This is a genomic window from Streptomyces anthophorae, from assembly GCF_049310305.1.
Taxonomy (GTDB): domain Bacteria; phylum Actinomycetota; class Actinomycetes; order Streptomycetales; family Streptomycetaceae; genus Streptomyces.
In genome coordinates this window covers 6,452,069-6,469,816 of the sequence record NZ_JBLWQQ010000001.1, presented here as the reverse complement: position 1 = coordinate 6,469,816, position 17,748 = coordinate 6,452,069, and the positions used below count along the sequence as shown (strand labels likewise).

At 72.2% G+C, this 17,748-nt stretch carries 15 protein-coding genes; 8 read left to right on the top strand and 7 right to left on the bottom strand.

Features of this window, described 5'->3' with window-relative positions; genetic code table 11:
* Positions 1–35: 35 nt before the first annotated feature.
* Positions 36–992, bottom strand: coding sequence for a 16S rRNA (cytosine(1402)-N(4))-methyltransferase RsmH (rsmH, locus tag ACNYS0_RS29340; protein WP_385769891.1), 957 nt, complete (start codon positions 990–992; stop codon positions 36–38).
* A 380-nt stretch (positions 993–1,372) separates the two neighbouring features.
* Here rsmH and ACNYS0_RS29335 point away from each other — a divergent pair, with 380 nt between their 5' ends.
* From ACNYS0_RS29335 to ACNYS0_RS29320, 4 genes are all read left to right on the top strand, one after another.
* Positions 1,373–1,990, top strand: a complete 618-nt coding sequence (locus ACNYS0_RS29335) for a beta-class carbonic anhydrase (protein ID WP_422477675.1) — start codon at positions 1,373–1,375, stop codon at positions 1,988–1,990.
* Between the two features lie 224 nt (positions 1,991–2,214).
* Complete coding sequence (locus tag ACNYS0_RS29330) at positions 2,215–3,258, top strand: AAA family ATPase (protein WP_422477673.1); 1,044 nt, start codon at positions 2,215–2,217, stop codon at positions 3,256–3,258.
* Positions 3,258–4,679, top strand: coding sequence for a DUF58 domain-containing protein (locus ACNYS0_RS29325; RefSeq protein ID WP_422477671.1), 1,422 nt, complete (start codon positions 3,258–3,260; stop codon positions 4,677–4,679). Before ACNYS0_RS29330 ends, ACNYS0_RS29325 begins: the two co-directional genes overlap by 1 nt.
* Complete coding sequence (locus ACNYS0_RS29320; protein ID WP_422477669.1) at positions 4,676–7,081, top strand: transglutaminase TgpA family protein; 2,406 nt, start codon at positions 4,676–4,678, stop codon at positions 7,079–7,081. Before ACNYS0_RS29325 ends, ACNYS0_RS29320 begins: the two co-directional genes overlap by 4 nt.
* Positions 7,082–7,187: 106 nt before the next feature.
* On the opposite strand, the gene ACNYS0_RS29315 is transcribed toward ACNYS0_RS29320, so the two are convergent.
* The 3 genes from ACNYS0_RS29315 to ACNYS0_RS29305 all read right to left on the bottom strand — a co-directional run bounded on the left by ACNYS0_RS29315 (position 7,188) and on the right by ACNYS0_RS29305 (position 9,376).
* Positions 7,188–7,610 carry a DUF3040 domain-containing protein gene (locus ACNYS0_RS29315; RefSeq protein WP_399234661.1) on the bottom strand — a complete coding sequence of 141 codons (423 nt, stop codon included), beginning with the start codon at positions 7,608–7,610 and terminating at the stop codon, positions 7,188–7,190.
* A gap of 284 nt (positions 7,611–7,894) precedes the next feature.
* Positions 7,895–8,698 carry a class I SAM-dependent methyltransferase gene (locus tag ACNYS0_RS29310; protein WP_422477666.1) on the bottom strand — a complete coding sequence of 268 codons (804 nt, stop codon included), beginning with the start codon at positions 8,696–8,698 and terminating at the stop codon, positions 7,895–7,897.
* Positions 8,699–8,815: 117 nt separating this feature from the next.
* A complete protein-coding gene (locus tag ACNYS0_RS29305; RefSeq protein WP_422477664.1) occupies positions 8,816–9,376 on the bottom strand; it encodes an SAV_6107 family HEPN domain-containing protein in 561 nt (186 codons plus the stop codon).
* A gap of 162 nt (positions 9,377–9,538) precedes the next feature.
* Between ACNYS0_RS29305 and ACNYS0_RS29300 the strand changes: the two genes are divergently transcribed.
* The 4 genes from ACNYS0_RS29300 (at position 9,539) to ACNYS0_RS29285 (ending at position 15,072) form a co-directional block, all read left to right on the top strand.
* A complete protein-coding gene (locus tag ACNYS0_RS29300) occupies positions 9,539–10,399 on the top strand; it encodes an ATP-binding cassette domain-containing protein (protein ID WP_422477662.1) in 861 nt (286 codons plus the stop codon).
* Complete coding sequence (locus ACNYS0_RS29295) at positions 10,371–12,455, top strand: YhgE/Pip family protein (protein ID WP_422477660.1); 2,085 nt, start codon at positions 10,371–10,373, stop codon at positions 12,453–12,455. The genes ACNYS0_RS29300 and ACNYS0_RS29295 overlap by 29 nt, the downstream gene beginning before the upstream one ends.
* 35 nt (positions 12,456–12,490) lie before the next feature.
* A complete protein-coding gene (locus ACNYS0_RS29290; RefSeq protein WP_399234650.1) occupies positions 12,491–13,117 on the top strand; it encodes a TetR/AcrR family transcriptional regulator in 627 nt (208 codons plus the stop codon).
* A gap of 458 nt (positions 13,118–13,575) precedes the next feature.
* Positions 13,576–15,072 (top strand): phytoene desaturase family protein, encoded by a 1,497-nt coding sequence (locus ACNYS0_RS29285; RefSeq protein ID WP_422477658.1) that lies wholly within the window; start codon positions 13,576–13,578, stop codon positions 15,070–15,072.
* Between the two features lie 37 nt (positions 15,073–15,109).
* On the opposite strand, the gene ACNYS0_RS29280 is transcribed toward ACNYS0_RS29285, so the two are convergent.
* The 3 genes from ACNYS0_RS29280 to thiE form a co-directional block, all read right to left on the bottom strand.
* Positions 15,110–15,982, bottom strand: a complete 873-nt coding sequence (locus ACNYS0_RS29280; RefSeq protein ID WP_422477656.1) for a hypothetical protein — start codon at positions 15,980–15,982, stop codon at positions 15,110–15,112.
* Between the two features lie 45 nt (positions 15,983–16,027).
* Entirely contained in the window at positions 16,028–16,948 is a 921-nt protein-coding gene (gene metF / locus ACNYS0_RS29275; RefSeq protein WP_422477654.1) for a methylenetetrahydrofolate reductase [NAD(P)H], read from the bottom strand.
* Positions 16,949–17,065: 117 nt separating this feature from the next.
* Positions 17,066–17,713, bottom strand: a complete 648-nt coding sequence (thiE, locus tag ACNYS0_RS29270; protein ID WP_422477652.1) for a thiamine phosphate synthase — start codon at positions 17,711–17,713, stop codon at positions 17,066–17,068.
* Positions 17,714–17,748 lie beyond the last annotated feature (35 nt).

The following is a 17,748-nucleotide window of genomic DNA, read 5'->3' as shown; positions in this document are numbered from 1 at the left end:
ACCACCCCTCCACGCGCGCGTACGTCACTCGACCGTCACCCCTCGACATCCTCGCGGATGCGCTGCGCACCCCGCAGCCGAGCCGGAGCGGCCCTGCGGTTCTCCGCGACCTCCTCCTCCGTGGGGAGTTCGGCGCCGCGAGTGAGCAGCTTCAGCCGGGGCTGGAACTGCTCGGGCACGACGGGCAGCCCGGGCGGCGCCGTATTGCTGGCTCCGGCCGCGAACACCTGCTTGACCAGGCGGTCTTCCAGCGAGTGGTACGACAGGACGGCGATCCGGCCGCCGACCGCGAGCGACTTCACGGCGCCCGGGATCGCCCGCTCAAGCACGCTCAGCTCACCGTTGACCTCGATGCGCAGGGCCTGGAAGGTGCGCTTGGCCGGGTTGCCGCCGGTGCGCTTGGCGGCCTGCGGCAGGGAGTCGCGGATCAGCTCGACGAGCCGGGCGCTGTTGCTGAACGGCTCCTTCTCGCGCTCCCGCACGATGGCCGAAACAATGCGCTTGGCCTGCTTCTCCTCGCCGTACTGGCGCAGGATCCGCACCAGTTCGCCCGGCGGGTACGTGTTGAGCACCTCGGCGGCGCTCATGCCGGTCGTCTGGTCCATGCGCATGTCGAGCGGCGCGTCCTGCGCGTACGCGAAACCGCGGTCGGCCTCGTCGAGCTGCATGGAGGAGACGCCGAGGTCGAACAGGACGCCCTGCACCTTCGGGATGTCCAACCGGTCGAGGACCTCGGGCAGTTCGTCGTAGACGGCGTGCACGAGGGTGGCCCGGTCACCGAAGGGCGCGAGCCGCTCGCCCGACAGCCGCAGCGCCTCCTTGTCGCGGTCGAGCGCGACGAGGCGGCACGAGGGGAACGTGGAGAGCAGTGCCTCGCTGTGCCCGCCGAGGCCGAGCGTGCAGTCGACGACGACCGCGCCCGGCTGGGCGAGCGCCGGAGCCAACACGTCCAAGCAGCGCTGGAGCATGACCGGAACGTGTCGCTGGCTCAAGGGTCCCTCTCAAGTCCGGCGTGGGGACGTACGCACTGCCGGGTCCCCGCCCGCTCGTGAAGGGGAAGTGGTCCGTCGGCGCCGGGGAAGTGACGCCGGCCGACCGGAGCGGGAGGAGGCCGAGCCGTACGTACGCGCCGCGCACGCGGGGAGCGTTCCGTCAGCTGCCGGGAGGGCAGTGCCGGGATCTCCGTGTTGCATCGTTGCGTGGTTATCTGGGGTCGGCGTCACTTTAGTCCACGGTGCCGCCCGGTCAATCAACCGGTCGACCAAGCGCGCTGCGCGTCGCGGCCGTCGTGTCCCGGTGCCGCGAAACGGGCGAATTCACCCGAGCGGCCGAGGCCGCGCCCTCCCTGTGGGGTCGCTCACAACAAGGCGCGATGATGTTCTTTGTCCCCTCTCACAGCGGGCCCGGACCAGGCGTGACGGCTACCGTCATAGTCATGACGACTTCTGCTCACCTCCCCTCTGGAGCCCCCTCCGAAGGCGCCATACCCGCCGACGGCAGCGTGACCGACCGCCTCGTCGACGCGAACGGGCGGTACGCCGCCGCGTTCACCGACCCCGGCATGGACGCCCGCCCCGTGCTGCGGGTCGCCGTGGTCGCCTGTATGGACGCCCGTCTCGACCTGCACGCCGCCCTCGGCCTCGAACTCGGCGACTGCCACACGATCCGCAACGCGGGCGGCGTCGTCACCGACGACGTGATCCGCTCCCTCACCGTCAGCCAGCGCGCGCTCGGCACCCGCAGCGTGGTCCTCATCCACCACAGCAACTGCGGCCTCGAAGGCCTGACCGAGGACTTCAGGACCGACCTGGAGATGGAGGTCGGACAGCGTCCCACCTGGGCGGTCGAGGGCTTCCGCAATGTCAACCAGGACGTGCGCCAGTCCATCCAGAAGGTGCGCACCTCCCCCTTCCTGCTGCACACCGACGACGTGCGCGGCTTTGTCTTCGACGTGAAGACGGGCCTGCTGCGGGAGATCGAGCCGGCCTGACCTCCCTCCGATCGCGGTCGGCCTTCCCTTCAAAAGGGTCCAAGCCCTGACATATCGCGGCCAGTTGTCCACAGGCGAGTGACACGAACCGGTAACGCCAACAAGAATGCGTGTGTGACATCCGCACGAGCGGCGAACAACTCGTGCGCGCTGTCCGTGTATCGGGGTGGGCCGGTTCGTGTCGTAGCGCGTCGGCCCGGAAAGTACGGGCCGAGGAGGGCCGGGTGACGACCTATGACGATCGAGCGAGCCTTACTGATCTGACCACCACCGCGGAGCGCGTGCGCGGGTCGGTGGAGGGTGTGATCGAGGGCAAGCCGGAGGTCGTAAGGCTCTCGCTGACCGTGCTGCTCGCCGAGGGGCACCTGCTCATCGAGGACGTTCCGGGCGTCGGCAAGACGATGCTGGCGAAGGCGCTCGCGCGGTCCATCGACTGCTCGGTGCGCCGCATCCAGTTCACGCCCGACCTGCTGCCCTCGGACATCACCGGGGTGTCCATCTGGGACCAGCAGCGCCGGGACTTCGAGTTCAAGCCGGGTGCGATCTTCGCGCAGATCGTGATCGGGGACGAGATCAACCGCGCGTCCCCGAAGACGCAGTCCGCGCTCCTGGAGTCCCTGGAGGAGCGCCAGGTCACCATCGACGGCCAGACGTACGAACTGCCCAGCCCTTTCATGGTGGTGGCCACCCAGAACCCGGTCGAGATGGAGGGCACCTACCCGCTGCCCGAGGCCCAGCGCGACCGCTTCATGGCCCGCGTCTCCATCGGCTATCCGAGCCCGGAGGCCGAACTTCAGATGCTGGACGTGCACGGCGGCGTGAACCCGCTGGACGACCTCCAGCCGGTGGCGCACGCGCACGAGATCGTGAAGCTCATCGACGCGGTGCGCACGGTCCATGTCGCCGACGCCGTACGGCGCTACGCGGTGGACCTGGTCGCCGCCACGCGCAGCCACCCCGACCTCAGACTCGGCGCGTCCCCGCGCGCGACGCTGCACCTGTTGCGCGCGGCCAAGGCGGCCGCGGCCCTCGGCGGCCGTGACTACGCGCTGCCCGACGACGTGCAGACGCTGGCCGTGGCGGTCCTGGCGCACCGTCTGCTGCCCACCGCGCAGGCCCAGTTGAACCGGCGCACCGCCGAGCAGGTCGTCCTCGACATCCTGCAACGCACCCCGGTCCCGGCCTCCGAACCCCGCGCCGTACAGACCTACGACTCGACGACGCCCCCGCTGTACGGCCAGCAGCCGCCCGGTCCGCGGAGGCTGTGATGACGACGGGGGGACGCGTCGGGCCCTACGCGCCGGATCCGGGGGGCGGATTCACGGACGACGGTGCGGGCAAGAACGTCGGCGACAGGAGCGGTGTGCGCACCGCCCTCGCCGGACTCACCACGCGCGGCCGCTCGTTCCTGGCCGCCGGCATCGCCGCGGGCATCTGCGCGTACGTCCTGGGGCAGAGCGATCTGCTCCGGGTCGGCCTGCTGCTCGCGGTCCTTCCGCTGGTGTGCGCGGGCGTCCTGTACCGCACCCGCTACCGGGTCGCGGGCAGCCGCCGCCTCTCCCCCGCGCGCGTACCCGCGGGTTCCGAGGCGCGCGTGCATCTGCGCATGGACAACATCTCCCGGCTGCCGACCGGCCTGCTGATGCTCCAGGACCGGGTGCCGTACGTGCTCGGGCCGCGGCCCCGGTTCGTCCTCGACCGGGTCGAGGCGGGCGGCCGCCGCGAGGTGTCCTACCGGGTCCGCTCGGACCTGCGCGGCCGCTACCCGCTCGGCCCGCTGCAACTGCGCCTCACGGACCCCTTCGGCATGTGCGAACTGACCCGGTCCTTCTCGACGTACGACAGCCTGACGGTGATCCCGCGCGTCACGGCGCTGCCGCCGGTGCGGCTCACCGGTGAGGCGAAGGGGTACGGGGACGGGCGGCTGCGCTCGCTCGCCCTTGCAGGCGAGGACGACGTGATCCCGCGCGGCTACCGGTACGGGGACGACCTGCGGCGCGTGCACTGGCGCTCCACCGCGCGCTACGGCGAGCTGATGGTGCGCCGCGAGGAGCAGCCGCAGCGGGCCCGCTGCACCGTGCTGCTGGACACCCGGGCGCCCGCCTTCCAGGGCGCCGGACCCGACTCGGCCTTCGAGTGGGCGGTCTCCGGCACGGCCTCCGCCCTGGTGCACATGCTCGAACGCGGCTTCTCCGTGCGGCTGTTGACGGACACGGGAAACGCGGTGCCGGGCGAGGGCACCGACGGCTTCGCGGGCGCCAGCCAGGAGTCGGCCGACGCGGCGGGCCTGATGATGGACACGCTCGCCGTCGTCGACCACTCCGACAGCGGCACGCTCTCCGCCGCGTACGACGTCCTGCGCGGCGGCAACGAAGGGCTTCTGATCGCCTTCTTCGGCGACCTGGACGAGGAGCAGGCCTCCGTCGCCGCCAAGATGCGCCGCCGCAGCGGTGGCGCGCTCGCCTTCCTCCTGGACAGCGGCTCCTGGACCCGGGGCCCCGGGGCGCCGGTCTCGGAGCGCTGCACCGAGCGGCTGCGGATGCTCCAGGAAGCCGGCTGGACCGCGGTGGCCGTGCCGCACGGCGCGTCCCTCGAAGAGCTCTGGCGGCAGGCGGACCGGGAGCGCACGGGGCTCTCCGCGCCGACCGGCCCGCCGGACGCACCGAACACACCGGGGGGTTGGTCATGAGCGGCGGCGCCCGCCTGTCGATCTGCGCCACGCTGGCCACGTTCCTGGCCTCGTGCGCGCTGCTCCCGCTGGTCGACCGGTCCACCTGGCTGATCCAGACCGCGATCCTCCTGGTGATCCAGGCCGCGGTCGGCGCGCTCACCCGCAGGGTGCCGCTCGCCCGCCCGCTGACGGTCGCGGCGCAGGCCCTGGTCTCGCTGCTGCTGCTCACCGTCCTCTTCGCCCGCGAGCAGGCGATCGGCGCGGTCCTGCCGGGCCCCGATGCCTTCCAGCACTTCGGGGTGCTGCTCCGGACGGGCGGCGAGGACGTGGGCCGGTACGCGATACCGGCGCCGCTGACCGACGGCATCCGGCTGATGCTGGTGGGCGGCGCACTGGTGATCGGGCTCTTCGTGGACGCCCTCGCGGTGACGTTCCGCAGCGCGGCCCCGGCCGGGCTGCCGCTGCTCGCCCTGTACTCGGTCGCCGCGGGTCTCTCCGAGGGCGGCACCGACTGGCTGTGGTTCCTGCTCGCGGCCGGCGGCTATCTTCTGCTGCTGCTCGCCGAGGGGCGGGACCGGCTCGCCCAGTGGGGCCGGGTGTTCGGCGGCGCCGGGCGGGCACCCGGCGCGTCCACGCCCGTGCAGGACGGCGCGCGCGGCGTCCTCGCCCCGGTCCGTACCGGCCGCCGCATCGGCGCCGTCGCCCTGGGGCTCGCCCTGGTGGTGCCGCTCGCCCTGCCCGCCCTGGACGGCGGGCTCCTCGGCCCCTCCGGCAGCGGGGTGCGCGGCGGCGCGGGGGGCGGCGGCACGATCTCCGCGGTCAACCCGCTGGTCTCGCTCCAGAACAGCCTGAACCAGCCGGAGGACCGGGAGGTGATGACGTACCGGACGAACGCGGACCAGACGTCCGACATGTATCTGCGGATCGTCGCGCTCGACGAGTTCGACGGCACGACCTGGCGCCCCTCGGTGCGCAGCATCGACGACGTGCCGTCCACCCTGCCGGACCCGCCGGGCCTGGGCGCCGACGTGCGCAGGACCGAGGTGCGGACCACGATCTCGGCGGCCGACTGGTACGCACAGGACTGGCTGCCGATGCCCTATCCGGCGACGCAGGTGGGGATCGACGGGCGCTGGCGCTTCGAGCGGGTCGGCCGGACCCTGGTGGGCGACCACGGCCAGACCACGCGCGGGAAGACGTACACCGTCGACAGCCTGATCGTGCGGCCGACACCGCAGCAGCTCGCCGACGCGGGCACGCCCCCGGGCGGCATGGTCCGCGAGTTCACCAAGGTGCCCGACTCGCTGCCCGACGTGGTGCGCGCGACCGCGCTCAAGGTCACCGAGGGCGCCTCGAACAACTACGAGCGCGCGGTGAAGTTGCAGGACTACTTCGCGGTCAACGGCGGCTTCACGTACAACACGGAGGTGCGGGCCGGCAGCGGTTCCGCCGCGATAGCCCGGTTCCTGAAGCAGAAGGAGGGCTTCTGCGTCCACTTCTCCTTCTCGATGGCCGCCATGGCGCGCACGCTGGGCATCCCGGCCCGCGTCGCGGTCGGTTTCACGCCGGGCGTGCCCGCGGGCGAGGGGAAGTACTCGGTGGGCCTGCGCGACGCGCACGCCTGGCCCGAGCTGTACTTCGAGGGCATCGGCTGGACCCGCTTCGAGCCCACGCCGAACCGGGGCACGGCCCCTGACTACACGGTGGCGGACAACCCCGAGGGCAGCTCCAGCAACCCGGCGGCGCCCAGCGAGTCCGCCTCCACCGCGCCCTCGGCCCCGGAGCCCTCGACGTCCGAGAGCTGCTCGTTGGCCCAGCGCAAGGAGGGAAGCTGCGGCAACACCGCGCCCGCGGTCGTGGGCGGCTCGCCGGACGACGGACCGCCGGTCGGCACGATCGCCGCGGTGTCCCTGACCGCCCTGCTGGTCGTCGGGGTGCCGCTGCTGCCGATGCTGTGGCGCAGGCGGGTCCGGGCCGTGCGGCTCGGCCCCGCGGGCCGCACGGACGCCGGTGCCGCCGGTCGCACCTTGGCCGCCTGGCGCGAGGTCACGGACACCGCGTGGGACCACGGCATCGGTCCCGACGACTCGCTGACCCCGCGGACGGCGGCCGCCCGCATCGTCCGGATCGGCGAACTCGAGCCCGAGGCGGCCGACGGCGTGCACCGGGTGGCCGCTGCGGTGGAGCAGGTCCTGTACGCGCCGCGGCCCCGGCCCACGTCGGGTCTGGGCGAGGACGTACGCCGCCTGCACGACGATCTGCACGCGAAGTCGAGCCGGTCGACAAGGCTCCGTGCGACGTTCGCGCCGCGCTCGGCCGTCCGGGTGGTGTGGGCGGCGGCGCGGCGCTGGGAGGCGTTCACGCTCAGCGTGCGCGGCCGGTTCACCCGGCCGACGCGGCCGACCCGCCAGGAAGGCTGAACCGGCCGGCTACGCAGAAAGGGTGACCGCGCGATGCGGTCACCCTTTGTGCATGTCCTGATGTGGGCGCAGGTCCTGCTGGGGCCGGCGGCTCACCGCCTGCTGCTCAGCGGCCGCCCTGCTCGTCCCTGCGGCGCTGCCAGCGCTGCTCGATGCGGTCCATCATGGAGCGCTTCTGCTTGCCCTGTCGGCGGGCCGGTGGCGCGCCCGCGCCCGGCACAGCTCCCGCTGCTCCGGCCGCCGGCTGCTCCCCCGGCTTGGGGGCCTTGCGCCAGCCGGTGACGGCGAGCACCGCACATCCCAGCATGACGAGGAACCCCACCACGCTGATCCAGATCTGCTGCGCGACCATTCCTGCCATGAGGAGCGCGATACCCACCAGGAAGCCCACGACTGCCTGGTAGACCCGACGTCGGGTGTATGTACGCAGCCCGCTTCCCTCAAGCGCTGTCGCGAACTTGGGATCTTCGGCGTACAGCGCTCGCTCCATCTGCTCGAGCATGCGCTGCTCGTGCTCCGAGAGCGGCACGGAGTCCTCCTCATCGTGCAGTCGCCGGGGCGACCGGGGGTCCCCTTCAGGATAGGCAGGGAATCGCCCCCGTGAAACCCGCCCCTCTACGCCAACATTCGCCATTGCCGACCGCGACACGGCGCCCCGGCTCACAGGGCGACATGCCCCATCGGCCGACCCGTCATGCCGAGCGGTCTCCTCAGATCATACGGCGCCGAGCCTCCGATCGGGGGGCCTGTGGCGTACTCCATCGATCGCTGCGCCGCTGATCAGCGGCGGCTCCCGGCCACCGGCCGGGCCGATCAGCCCTCTTCGGCCACTCGCTTCTCACCGAGCACGTGCAGCTGCGTGGCCACTGCATGGAAGGCGGGCAGCTCGGCGGCGGCGGCCTCGAGCTTCAGCAGCTCCTGCTGCGCGCTCGGTTCGGTGTCCACGAGGACGCCGGGGACGAGGTCCGCGAAGACCCGCACACCGTGCACCGCGCCGACGTCCACTCCGGCCCCGCCGAGGAGCTCGGTGAGCTGCTCGGCCGTGAAGCGGCGCGGCACCGGGTCGCCCTCGCCCCAGCGGCCCGCCGGGTCGTCGAGCGCCTGCCTGGCCTCCTTGAAGTGCCCGGCGAGGGCCCGCGCGATGACGGCGCCGCCGAGGCCCGCGGCGAGCAGGCTGAGCACGCCGCCGGAGCGCAGCGCGCCCACGGCGTTGCGCACGCCCTCCGCGGGCTCCTCCACGTACTCGAGAACGCCGTGGCACAGGACCGCGTCGTAGCCGTCGCGGTCGACGACGTCGAACAGGCCCGAGACATCGCCCTGGACGCCGCGCACCCGGTCCTCGACGCCGGCCTCCGCCGCCCTGCGCTCCAGGGCGAACAGCGCGTTCGGACTCGGGTCGACGACGGTGACGCGGTGGCCCAGCTGGGCGACCGGCACCGCGAAGTTGCCGCTGCCGCCCCCGGTGTCGAGGACGTCGAGGATCTCGGTCCCGGCCGACTTGGCCCGCCGGTCGAGGGCGTCCTTGAGGACGTCCCAGACCACGGCGGTACGGAGGGAGGCGCGGGGTCGCGAGGAGTCGGAGCGCGGCGACGTGGTTCGAGGGCGGTGATCCGACACGGCAGGTGACTCCTCGGGGCGGCTCCGACCGGCGGCGGAGCATGTACTGGTTCGGGCGCCTCCACCCTAATGGGCGCCGCCCTGCGCCCACGCCATCCGTGCGCACGGCCCCGCGCGCTATCCGGCGTCCTGCACCTTCCTCCGGCTCGCGCGCTCGTCCCCCTCCTGCCGGGGCTGGGGCAGCACCGGCTGGAGCACGAGCGCGCGCTCGACGAGGCGCAGGAACATCGCCACGTCACGCAGCAGGTCGTCGGCGTCGCGGGCGGTGGCCGCGTCGCGGATGCCCGCCTCCGCGCGGGCCCGCTTGGTGGCGCCGGAGGCGAAGAGGGCGCTCCACTCCGCCAGTTCGGGTGCTATCTCGGGGAGCACCTCCCACGCGCTGCGTATCCTGGCGCGCCGCCGCGGCGTGGACTCGGGCCTGCCGCGGGCCGCGAGCACGGCGGCGGCGGTGCGCAGCGCGGCGAGATGGGCCGTGGCGTACCGCTCGTTGGCCGTCTCGAGCACGGACGCCTCGTCGAGTCCCGCGCGGGCCTGGGCGAGCAGGTCGAGGGCGGCGGGCGGGGCGCCGGCCCGGCGGAGCACCGGGTGGATGTCGCTCGCCGGTCCGGTGGGTGAAGGGGCAGGGCCGGTGGCGCCGCGGCGGGTGGCAGCTGTGGTGGGTGCCTTGTGTCCAGCCATGACGAACCTCCTGTCGTCTGTGTGACGGCACTGTGGCCGTATGTGCCCATCGTGGGGTACGCCACTGACAATCAGCCCTGACCAGGCATTTTGCTTCGATCGGAAGTTCGGGCTAACTTTTGCACTGACCAGTCAGTTCAAAGAAGTGCCCAGGGGGGACCCATGGACGGCCCGGCGAGCGGGGCGACGAGCCCGGACAACCCAGCCGACGCAGCCAGCGCCGACGAGCACGGGGCGGCGGCAGGAGCCTCGGTGGCCGCCACGGGGTTCGGCCTCAAGGGACCGCGGGGCTGGGCCTTCCGCGGCATCGACGTCGACGCGGCGGCGGGCTCGCTCGTCGCCGTCGAGGGCCCCTCCGGCAGCGGCCGCACCTGCCTGCTGCTCGCGCTGACCGGCCGGATGAAGCCGAGCGAGGGCACGGCGCGGGTCGGCGGTATGCGGCTGCCGAAGCAGCTGACCGCCGTACGCAGGATGAGCGCGCTCGCCCACGTGCCGGGCGTGACGGAGCTGGACCCCGCCCTGACCGTGGCGGAGCACCTGCGGGAACAGGCGCTGTTGCAGCGGAGGTTCGACGGCACGCTCCGCGGGCTGCTGCGCACGCCCGCCGAGCGGCGGGCCGAGGCGAGCCTGCGCATCGACGCCGCGCTCGCCGCCGCGGGGCTCGACACCGAGACCCTGCCGAAGGGCTCCCGCACCTCCGTGCGCGACCTGGAGCGACTCGAAGCGCTGCGCCTGTCCCTGGCGCTGGCGCTCATCGGCCGCCCGCGCCTGATCGGCGTCGACGACACCGACCTGAAGCTCGCGGACGCCGAACGGGCCGAGATCTGGGCCCAGTTGCGGTCCGTGGCCGACGCGGGCACGACGGTCGTCGCCGTGTGCAGCGAGGCCCCCGCGGGGGCGGTCGTCGTGTCGACCGCCCCGGTGAACACCACGAACGACACCACGAACGACACCGCGGACGAATCCGCGGACGAGACCGCGAAGGAGACGGCCGATGCGCTCGCCGAAGCTCGCCGCGCTTGAACTCAGGCGCTTCGGCAGGGGAAAGCTGCCGCGGGCCGCACTCGTCGCGCTCCTGCTGCTGCCCCTGCTCTACGGGGCGCTGTACCTGTGGTCGTTCTGGGACCCGTACGGGAAGCTCGACAAGATCCCGGTCGCGCTCGTCAACGACGACAAGGGGGCGTCGGCCGCGGGCCAGAAGATCAGCGCGGGCGACGACATCACCAAGGGCCTGTACGACAGCGACACCTTCCAGTGGCACGAGGTCAGCTCCGCGCAGGCGAAGAAGGGCGTGGAGGACGGCACGTACTACCTGTCGCTGACCATGCCGGAGGACTTCAGCAAGCGCATCGCGTCGAGTTCGGGCGACTCGCCGGAGACCGGCGCCCTTCAGGTGCGCACGAACGACGCGAACAACTACATCGTCGGCCAGATCTCCCGGACGGTCTTCTCCGAGGTGCGCTCCGCGGCCTCCACCAACGCCTCGCGCTCGTTCCTCGACAAGATCTTCGTGTCCTTCTCGGACATCCATGACGCGACGAAGAAGGCGGCCAAGGGCGCTGACCAGCTCGAAGGCGGCATCGGCAAGGCCAAGAAGGGCTCGAAGGACCTGGCCGACGGCCTGAAGGACGCCAAGAAGGGCAGCGGCGACCTGGAGAGCGGCCTGACCAAGCTCACCACCGGAGCCGGTGACCTGGAGTCGGGCTCCCGACAGGTCTCCGACGGCACGCAGCAGCTCGCCGACAAGGTGAACGGCGCCGCCGACCAGGTGCGCCCCTTCCTGAAGGGCAACAAGAAGGCGATCGCCGACACGGCTCGCCTGGTCGCCGACTCCGCGCAGGGCGTGCGGCACAACCTGGACACCCTGGTGAAGATCGCCCCCACCGCGCGCACGGGCGCGCACGCGGGCTCCGACGCCCTGGACGCCGTCTACGAAAGGCGCTGCGAGAAGTCGGTCATCGACGACCCGGCCTGCCCGGATCTGAAGAAGGCGAAGACGGCGGCGAACGACGTCGCCACGATCTCCGACGACCTGAACACGCTCATCCAGGACGAGCACGGCAACCTCGCCCAGATGGACAGCCACTTGGCGATGCTCCAGAAGCAGTCCGAGAACCTGGCCGCGCACGCCCCGACGCTCGACCAGGACGTCGAGAACGCGGTCGCCCAGATCAACAAGCTCAACGACGGGGCGGGACAGGTCGCCGCGGGCGCCAAGAAGCTGCACACCGGGCTCGGCACGGCACACACCGGTTCGGCGGAACTCGACGCCGGGGTCGGCAGGTTGAACACCGGTGCGGACGACCTGAACGGCGGCATGTTCCAGCTGGCCGACGGCTCGGGCGAACTGGCCGGAGGACTGCACGACGGCGTGCAGAAGATCCCCGACTACGACAAGAAGGACCGCGATCAGCGCACCGGGGTGATGTCCGACCCCGTCAAGCTGGCCTCCCAGTCGCTGCACAAGGCGCCCAACTACGGGACGGGCTTCGCCCCGTACTTCATCCCGCTCTCCCTGTGGGTGGGCGCGATGGTCGCCTACATGCTGATCCAGCCGATGAACCGGCGCGCCCTCGCGGCCGGCGCCTCGTCCTGGCGGGTGGCGTTCGCGGGCTGGCTGCCCGTGGCCGCGCTCGGCTGCCTCCAGGTGGCGGCCCTGATGTCCGTACTGCACTGGGCGCTCGGCCTGGAGATGCTGCACGCGGCGGGCACGGTCGGCTTCCTGGGGCTCGTCACGGCGTGCTTCGCGGCGATCGTGCAGTGGCTGAACGCGCGCTTCGGGGCGGCGGGCCGCATCCTCGTGCTCGCCTTCCTGATGCTCCAGCTGACGTCGGCGGGCGGCACGTATCCCGTGCAGACGAGCCCCGGCTTCTTCAACGCGCTGCACCCGTTCCTGCCGATGAGCTACGTCGTGGAGGCCCTGCGGCGACTGATCTCCGGCGGTGATCTCGGACCCGTGTGGCAGGCGTGCGTGGTGCTCACGGCGTTCACGGCGGGCGCCCTCGCCCTCACCGCGTGGACGGCCCGGCGCAAGCAGGTCTGGACGCTCGACCGGCTGCACCCGGAGCTGAGTCTGTGAGCGCGCCCACCGCCGCTCCTGTGAGAATCAGCGGCATGGAAAGCAGCACACGGCGTCAGGCCACGCGGCAGAAGCTCTACGAAGCCGCGGTCACGCTCATCGCGGAGCAGGGCTTCTCGGCCACGACGGTCGACGAGATCGCCGAGCGGGCCGGGGTCGCGAAGGGCACGGTCTACTACAACTTCGCCAGCAAGTCGGTCCTCTTCGAGGAGCTGCTGCGGCACGGCGTCGGGCTCCTCACCGCCTCCCTCCGGGAGGCGGCACGGAAGGCGGACGAGAACGGCGGCAGCAAGGTCGACGCCCTGGACGCGATGATCCGGGCGGGTCTCGTGTTCATCGACGAGTACCCGGCCTTCACCCAGCTCTACGTCGCCGAGCTGTGGCGCACCAACCGTGCCTGGCAGTCCACGCTCGCCGTGGTCCGCCAGGAGGCGGTGGCCGTGGTCGAGGGTGTCCTGCGGGCCGCGGTGGACGGCGGCGAGCTGAGCGAGGAGATCGACGTTCCGCTCACGGCGGCGGCACTCGTGGGGATGGTCCTCGTGGCCGCACTTGACTGGCAGGCGTTCCAGCCCGAGCGTTCGCTCGACGATGTGCACGGGGCGCTCTCGCTGCTGCTCCAGGGGCGCGTGGGCGGCGGGCAGCCGCTGACGGGCAAGGCCTGAGGCACGGTGACCGGGCAGGGGCCCGGCACAAATGAAGCGCCGGTCCGGCAGGGCCTGTGGTCGTTCTCAGGCCTCACCGGACCGGCGCATCCCCCGTGGATCCCCCGTTTCCCCCGTGGATCCCCCGTTCCTCCCCCGTTGGACCCCCGTTCGGTCTCCCCCAGGGTCCCCCGTCCTCACTCCCGCCCTTGCGGGCGAGAGGAGCGGCAAGAGGCACTCGATCCGTTCCGCCGCCCCGTGTCGGCGGTGCCGTTCCCGTGCCTCTCTCCGTGCCCACCACTCTCCCGTCTGCGCAGGTCGGCCCCCATCCGCATCCCTACTCATCTCCCCGACTAGGTACGGATACTCAGGCGTGCGTGCTCAGGCCCAGGGGAACTCCGTGCCAGCACTCAGCGGCCCCCTGAACCGGGTACGACCTGACGGCGGCGTTGTCGGTGGCGGCGGATAAAGTCCCTGGCATGGCACGAATTGCGGTGATCGGCGCGGGGATGGGCGCCATGGCGGCCGCCGCTCGGCTGGCCGTCGCGGGCCACCGACCGGTGGTCTTCGAGCGCGCGTCGACATACGGCGGCTCGCTGGGCCTGATCGAGCGCGACGGCTTCGCGTTCGACACGGGCCCGGGGCTGCTCCATCTGCCCGCGGTCCCCCGGGACTTGTTCATCAAGACCGGCAAGGAGCCGCTGGAGGACCTCGTCGGCCTCACCCAGATCGAGCCCGCAGTGCGGCACGTCTTCGCGGACGGCACGACCGCGGACCTGCCGAACGCGCGGCGAGGGGGCGTCGCCGAGGCGCTGGACGCGGCGGTCGGCTCCGGTGCGGGCGGGCGCTGGTCGGCGTTCATGGGCCGCGCGCGGGAGGCCTGGGACCGCTCGCGGCGCCCGCTGCTCGAAGAGCCGCTGTGGCCGAACTGGCAGGTGCTGGCCGACCGCGAGCCCTACCCCGCGGTCGTGCACAAGCGGGTCCTGCGCAAGGCCCGCGCGGCGGCGACGCTCGCCGAGATCGGCGCGCTCGAACTGGGCGGGGAGCCACGCCTGGTGGCGCTCCTCGAGCAGTACGCTCTGGCGTCCGGGCTCGATCCCCGTACGGCACCGGCGAGCGCGGCCGTGCTCCCGTACATGGAGCAGACCTTCGGGACGTGGGCGGTGACCGGCGGGATGCGGGCGCTCGCGGACGCCGTGCACGCGCGCTGCGTGAAGCGGAAGGTCGAGTTCAGATTCGGTTCGGCCGTCACCCGGATCGTGGAGAAGGACGGCCGCGCGGCCGGTGTGGAGCTGGCCGACGGCACGGTGGAGGACGCCGAGTTCGTGGTGGCGGGCGTCGCTCCGGGCGTCCTGGGCGGGCTGCTCCCCGGGCGGCCCGTGCGCGCCGAGGGGCCGGCCCAGCGCGAGTCGTCGTGGCCGAGCCGGCTGACCGTGCATCTCGCGCTGCGCGGGGCCCGGCCGGAAGGCACCCCGCACCGCACGGTCGTGCACGCGTCCGACCGGGACGCCGAGTTGGCATGGCTCTTCGAAGGCGGCGCGCCGCCCCGGAGACCGACGGTTGCGGTGCTGCGCACCGGGGACCCTGCCGGGGTGCCCGACGCCGGGCACGAGGCGATCACCCTCACGGTGACCGTTCCGGCCCACGCGCGCGTGGCCGAGGCCGATGTGGAGCGGGTCCTCACGGCGGCCGAGCGGGCGGTACCGGAGCTGCGCGAGCGGCTGCTGTGGCACGAGGTCCGCACGCCTCAGGACATCGCCGAGGCCACCGGGGCCGAGGGCGGCGCCGTGCCGGGACCCGCGCTCGCGGCGGCGCGCGGCGAGCTGCTGCACGCGCCGAACACGACGGCGCTGCCTGGTCTGACGACCGTGGGCGGCTGGTCCCACCCCGGCGGCGGACTGCCGCACGCGGGCATGTCGGGCGCGCTGGTGGCGGGCCTGATCGTGGAGGGGCCGGACTTCCGCGGCTCGCAGTGAACCGGGGGCCGCGACCTCGGCGACCCCCGGAAGGGACTCAGTACCTGTACTGCTGCTCGTTGTACCCGTTGTTGTCGTACCCGGTGTTCGGGTCGTGCTGCGGGTACGCCGCCGGGTACTGCTGCTCGGGCGGCAGTTCACCGCCGTAGTTCTGCTGCTGCTCATCGCCGTTGCGCTGCTGCGGCACCCAGACACCGCCGGGAGGCGTCTCCCCGCCGTAGCCCGCGGCCGTCGCGTACGGGTCGACATAGGCCTGCCCGGTGGCGTACGGGTCGCCGTACTGGGGCTGCTCCGGGTAGCTCTGCGCCCCGATGTACGGGTCCGAGTACGGGGCGGCGTACGGCTGCTGAGCCGGGTCGTAGCCGTAGCTCTGCTGGTCGTAGCCGTAGGTCCCGGCGTCGTAGCCGTAGGCCTGCGTCCCGTGCGCCGCCTGGGCGGTCTGGGCGTACGCCGTGTCCTGGTAGACGCCGTACTGGCTGGTGTCGTCCGGCATCGGCTCGGGGGCGTACACCGCCGTGCTCTCGGCCGCCGACTCCGGGACCGGCGCGTACTCCTGCCGCGCCGGCTCGTACTCCAGGTCGGACACCTGGAGCGTCGGTTCCTGGTGCAGCTCCTCCTCGGAGCGGCGCCCCCGGTCCATGCCCGGGACACCCGGCACGCCCTTGAGCGACCAGCCCGCGGCGAACCCGCGGCGGAACGACAGCGTCACGTATGTCTGCCCGATCGCGAACGCGATGGCCCCGGCCCCGATGACGAGCACCGAAGGAATCAGGACGCCGATCACGACCCCGAGGAAGCCGCCGAAGGCGAGCAGCCGCCAGCGCAGCCTTGCCTTGTACTGCAGCAGGACCTCACCGAGGAGCCACAGTGCCACCAGTCCGAACGCGACATAGAGGACCGCCCAGCCCATGTACGCCCCTCTCGTACGGCCGTAGCCCATGTGGGTACGGCGGAATCAGCCCCGCTCTTGGTGCAGGCCCAGGTTCTCGTAGATCTCCAACGTTGCCGTGGAGTTGTTGAGCGTAATGAAGTGCAGACCCGGCACTCCCTCGTCAAGCAGCTTGGCGCAAAACTCCGTAGCGAACTCGATGCCAATGGAGCGTACAGCGGCGGGATCGTCTTTTGCTGTGAGGATTCGCTCTTTCAACTCCGGGGGGAAGTCCGCGTTGCTCAACTTGGGCAGGCGTTCGAGCATGCGCACGCTCGTCACCGGCATGCATTCCGGGATGATCGGCGTCTCGCAGCCGGCCGCGGCGACCTTGTCCCGCAGCCGCAGGTACTCCTCCGGGTAGAAGAACATCTGCGTGATCGCGTAATCGGCGCCCGCGCGGCACTTGTCGACGAAGTGCCGCACGTCGGAGTCCCAGTCCGCGGAGCGCGGGTGCATCGCGGGGAATGCCGCGACACCGACGCAGAAGTCGCCGGACTCCTTGATCAATTCAACGAGTTCGGCCGCGTACGTGAGGCCTTCGGGGTGCGAGATCCAGTCGCCCATGGGGTCACCCGGCGGGTCACCGCGCACCGCGAGCATGTTCCGGATCCCGGCGTCGGCGTACTGGCCGATGATGTTGCGCAGCTCGGCGACCGAATGTTCGACGGCGGTGATGTGGGCCACCGGCGTCAGCGTCGTGTCGGCGACGATCTGCTGGGTCTCCTTGACGGTGCCGGCGCGCGTGGAGCCGCCCGCGCCGTACGTCACGGAGACGAAGTCGGGCGAGACCGCCTCGACCCTGCGCAGGGCGTTCCACAGGCTGCGCTCGCCCTTCGGGGTCTTCGGCGCGGAGAACTCGAACGAGAAAGCCGTCTTGCCGGGCGCGAGCATGTCACGCACGGTGCGGGCGCGATCAGTCCTGGTGGAAGCGGTACCTAGGGCCATACGGGCAGGTTACTGACCGATATCCAAAGCCCCTAATCCCCGTCCACCTTGCGGACAGGCCGGCAGAACGGCCGTCACCGGCGGTTTCCCCCGGGTTCACGGACGGGTCCGCGCACGTCAGACCGCACGCAGGCGCTTCGCGAACTCGGCCGCCGCCGCGGCCGGATCGTCGGCCTCCGTGATGGCCCGGACGACGACGGCCCTGCGGGCGCCGGCCTCCAGGACCTCGTCCAGATTCGCGAGGTCGATGCCGCCGATGGCGAACCAGGGGCGGTCCGTGTCCAGGCCCGCCGTGTACCGCACCAGGTCGAGGCCCGGCGCGTACCGCCCGGGCTTGGTCGGGGTCGGCCAGCAGGGGCCCGTGCAGAAGTAGTCCACGCCCTCCTGGACTGCGGCCGCGGCGGCCTCGTCCTCGGCGTGCGTGGAGCGGCCGATGAGCACGTCCTCGCCGAGCACCGCGCGGGCGGCGGGGACCGGCAGGTCGCCCTGGCCCAGGTGCAGCACGTCCGAGCGGATCGCGTGGGCGACGTCCGCGCGGTCGTTCACCGCGAAGAGCTTCCCGTGGCGGCGGGCCGCGTCGGCGAACACCGCGAGGTGCTCCAGCTCCTCGCCCGCCTCCATGCCCTTGTCGCGCAACTGCACGATGTCGACGCCTGCGGCCAGCACGGCGTCGAGGAACTCCGGCAGATCGCCCTGGTGCCTGCGCGCGTCGGTGCACAGATAGAGCCGTGCGTCAGCGAGCAGGGCGCGCTTGGAGTCCGCCATGGAAGTCCCCCCGTGGGTCGTGCGGTGTCGGTGGC

Bases quoted from the DNA above. Each gene is read 5' to 3' on its own strand.
- ACNYS0_RS29335 (WP_422477675.1), top strand. From the start codon at position 1,373: ATGATGTTCTTTGTCCCCTCTCACAGCGGGCCCGGACCAGGCGTGACG.
- ACNYS0_RS29325 (WP_422477671.1), top strand. From the start codon at position 3,258: ATGACGACGGGGGGACGCGTCGGGCCCTACGCGCCGGATCCGGGGGGC.
- ACNYS0_RS29320 (WP_422477669.1), top strand. From the start codon at position 4,676: ATGAGCGGCGGCGCCCGCCTGTCGATCTGCGCCACGCTGGCCACGTTC.
- ACNYS0_RS29305 (WP_422477664.1), bottom strand. From the start codon at position 9,376: ATGGCTGGACACAAGGCACCCACCACAGCTGCCACCCGCCGCGGCGCC.
- ACNYS0_RS29300 (WP_422477662.1), top strand. From the start codon at position 9,539: ATGGACGGCCCGGCGAGCGGGGCGACGAGCCCGGACAACCCAGCCGAC.
- ACNYS0_RS29295 (WP_422477660.1), top strand. From the start codon at position 10,371: ATGCGCTCGCCGAAGCTCGCCGCGCTTGAACTCAGGCGCTTCGGCAGG.
- ACNYS0_RS29290 (WP_399234650.1), top strand. From the start codon at position 12,491: ATGGAAAGCAGCACACGGCGTCAGGCCACGCGGCAGAAGCTCTACGAA.
- ACNYS0_RS29285 (WP_422477658.1), top strand. From the start codon at position 13,576: ATGGCACGAATTGCGGTGATCGGCGCGGGGATGGGCGCCATGGCGGCC.
- ACNYS0_RS29280 (WP_422477656.1), bottom strand. From the start codon at position 15,982: ATGGGCTGGGCGGTCCTCTATGTCGCGTTCGGACTGGTGGCACTGTGG.
- metF (WP_422477654.1), bottom strand. From the start codon at position 16,948: ATGGCCCTAGGTACCGCTTCCACCAGGACTGATCGCGCCCGCACCGTG.
- thiE (WP_422477652.1), bottom strand. From the start codon at position 17,713: ATGGCGGACTCCAAGCGCGCCCTGCTCGCTGACGCACGGCTCTATCTG.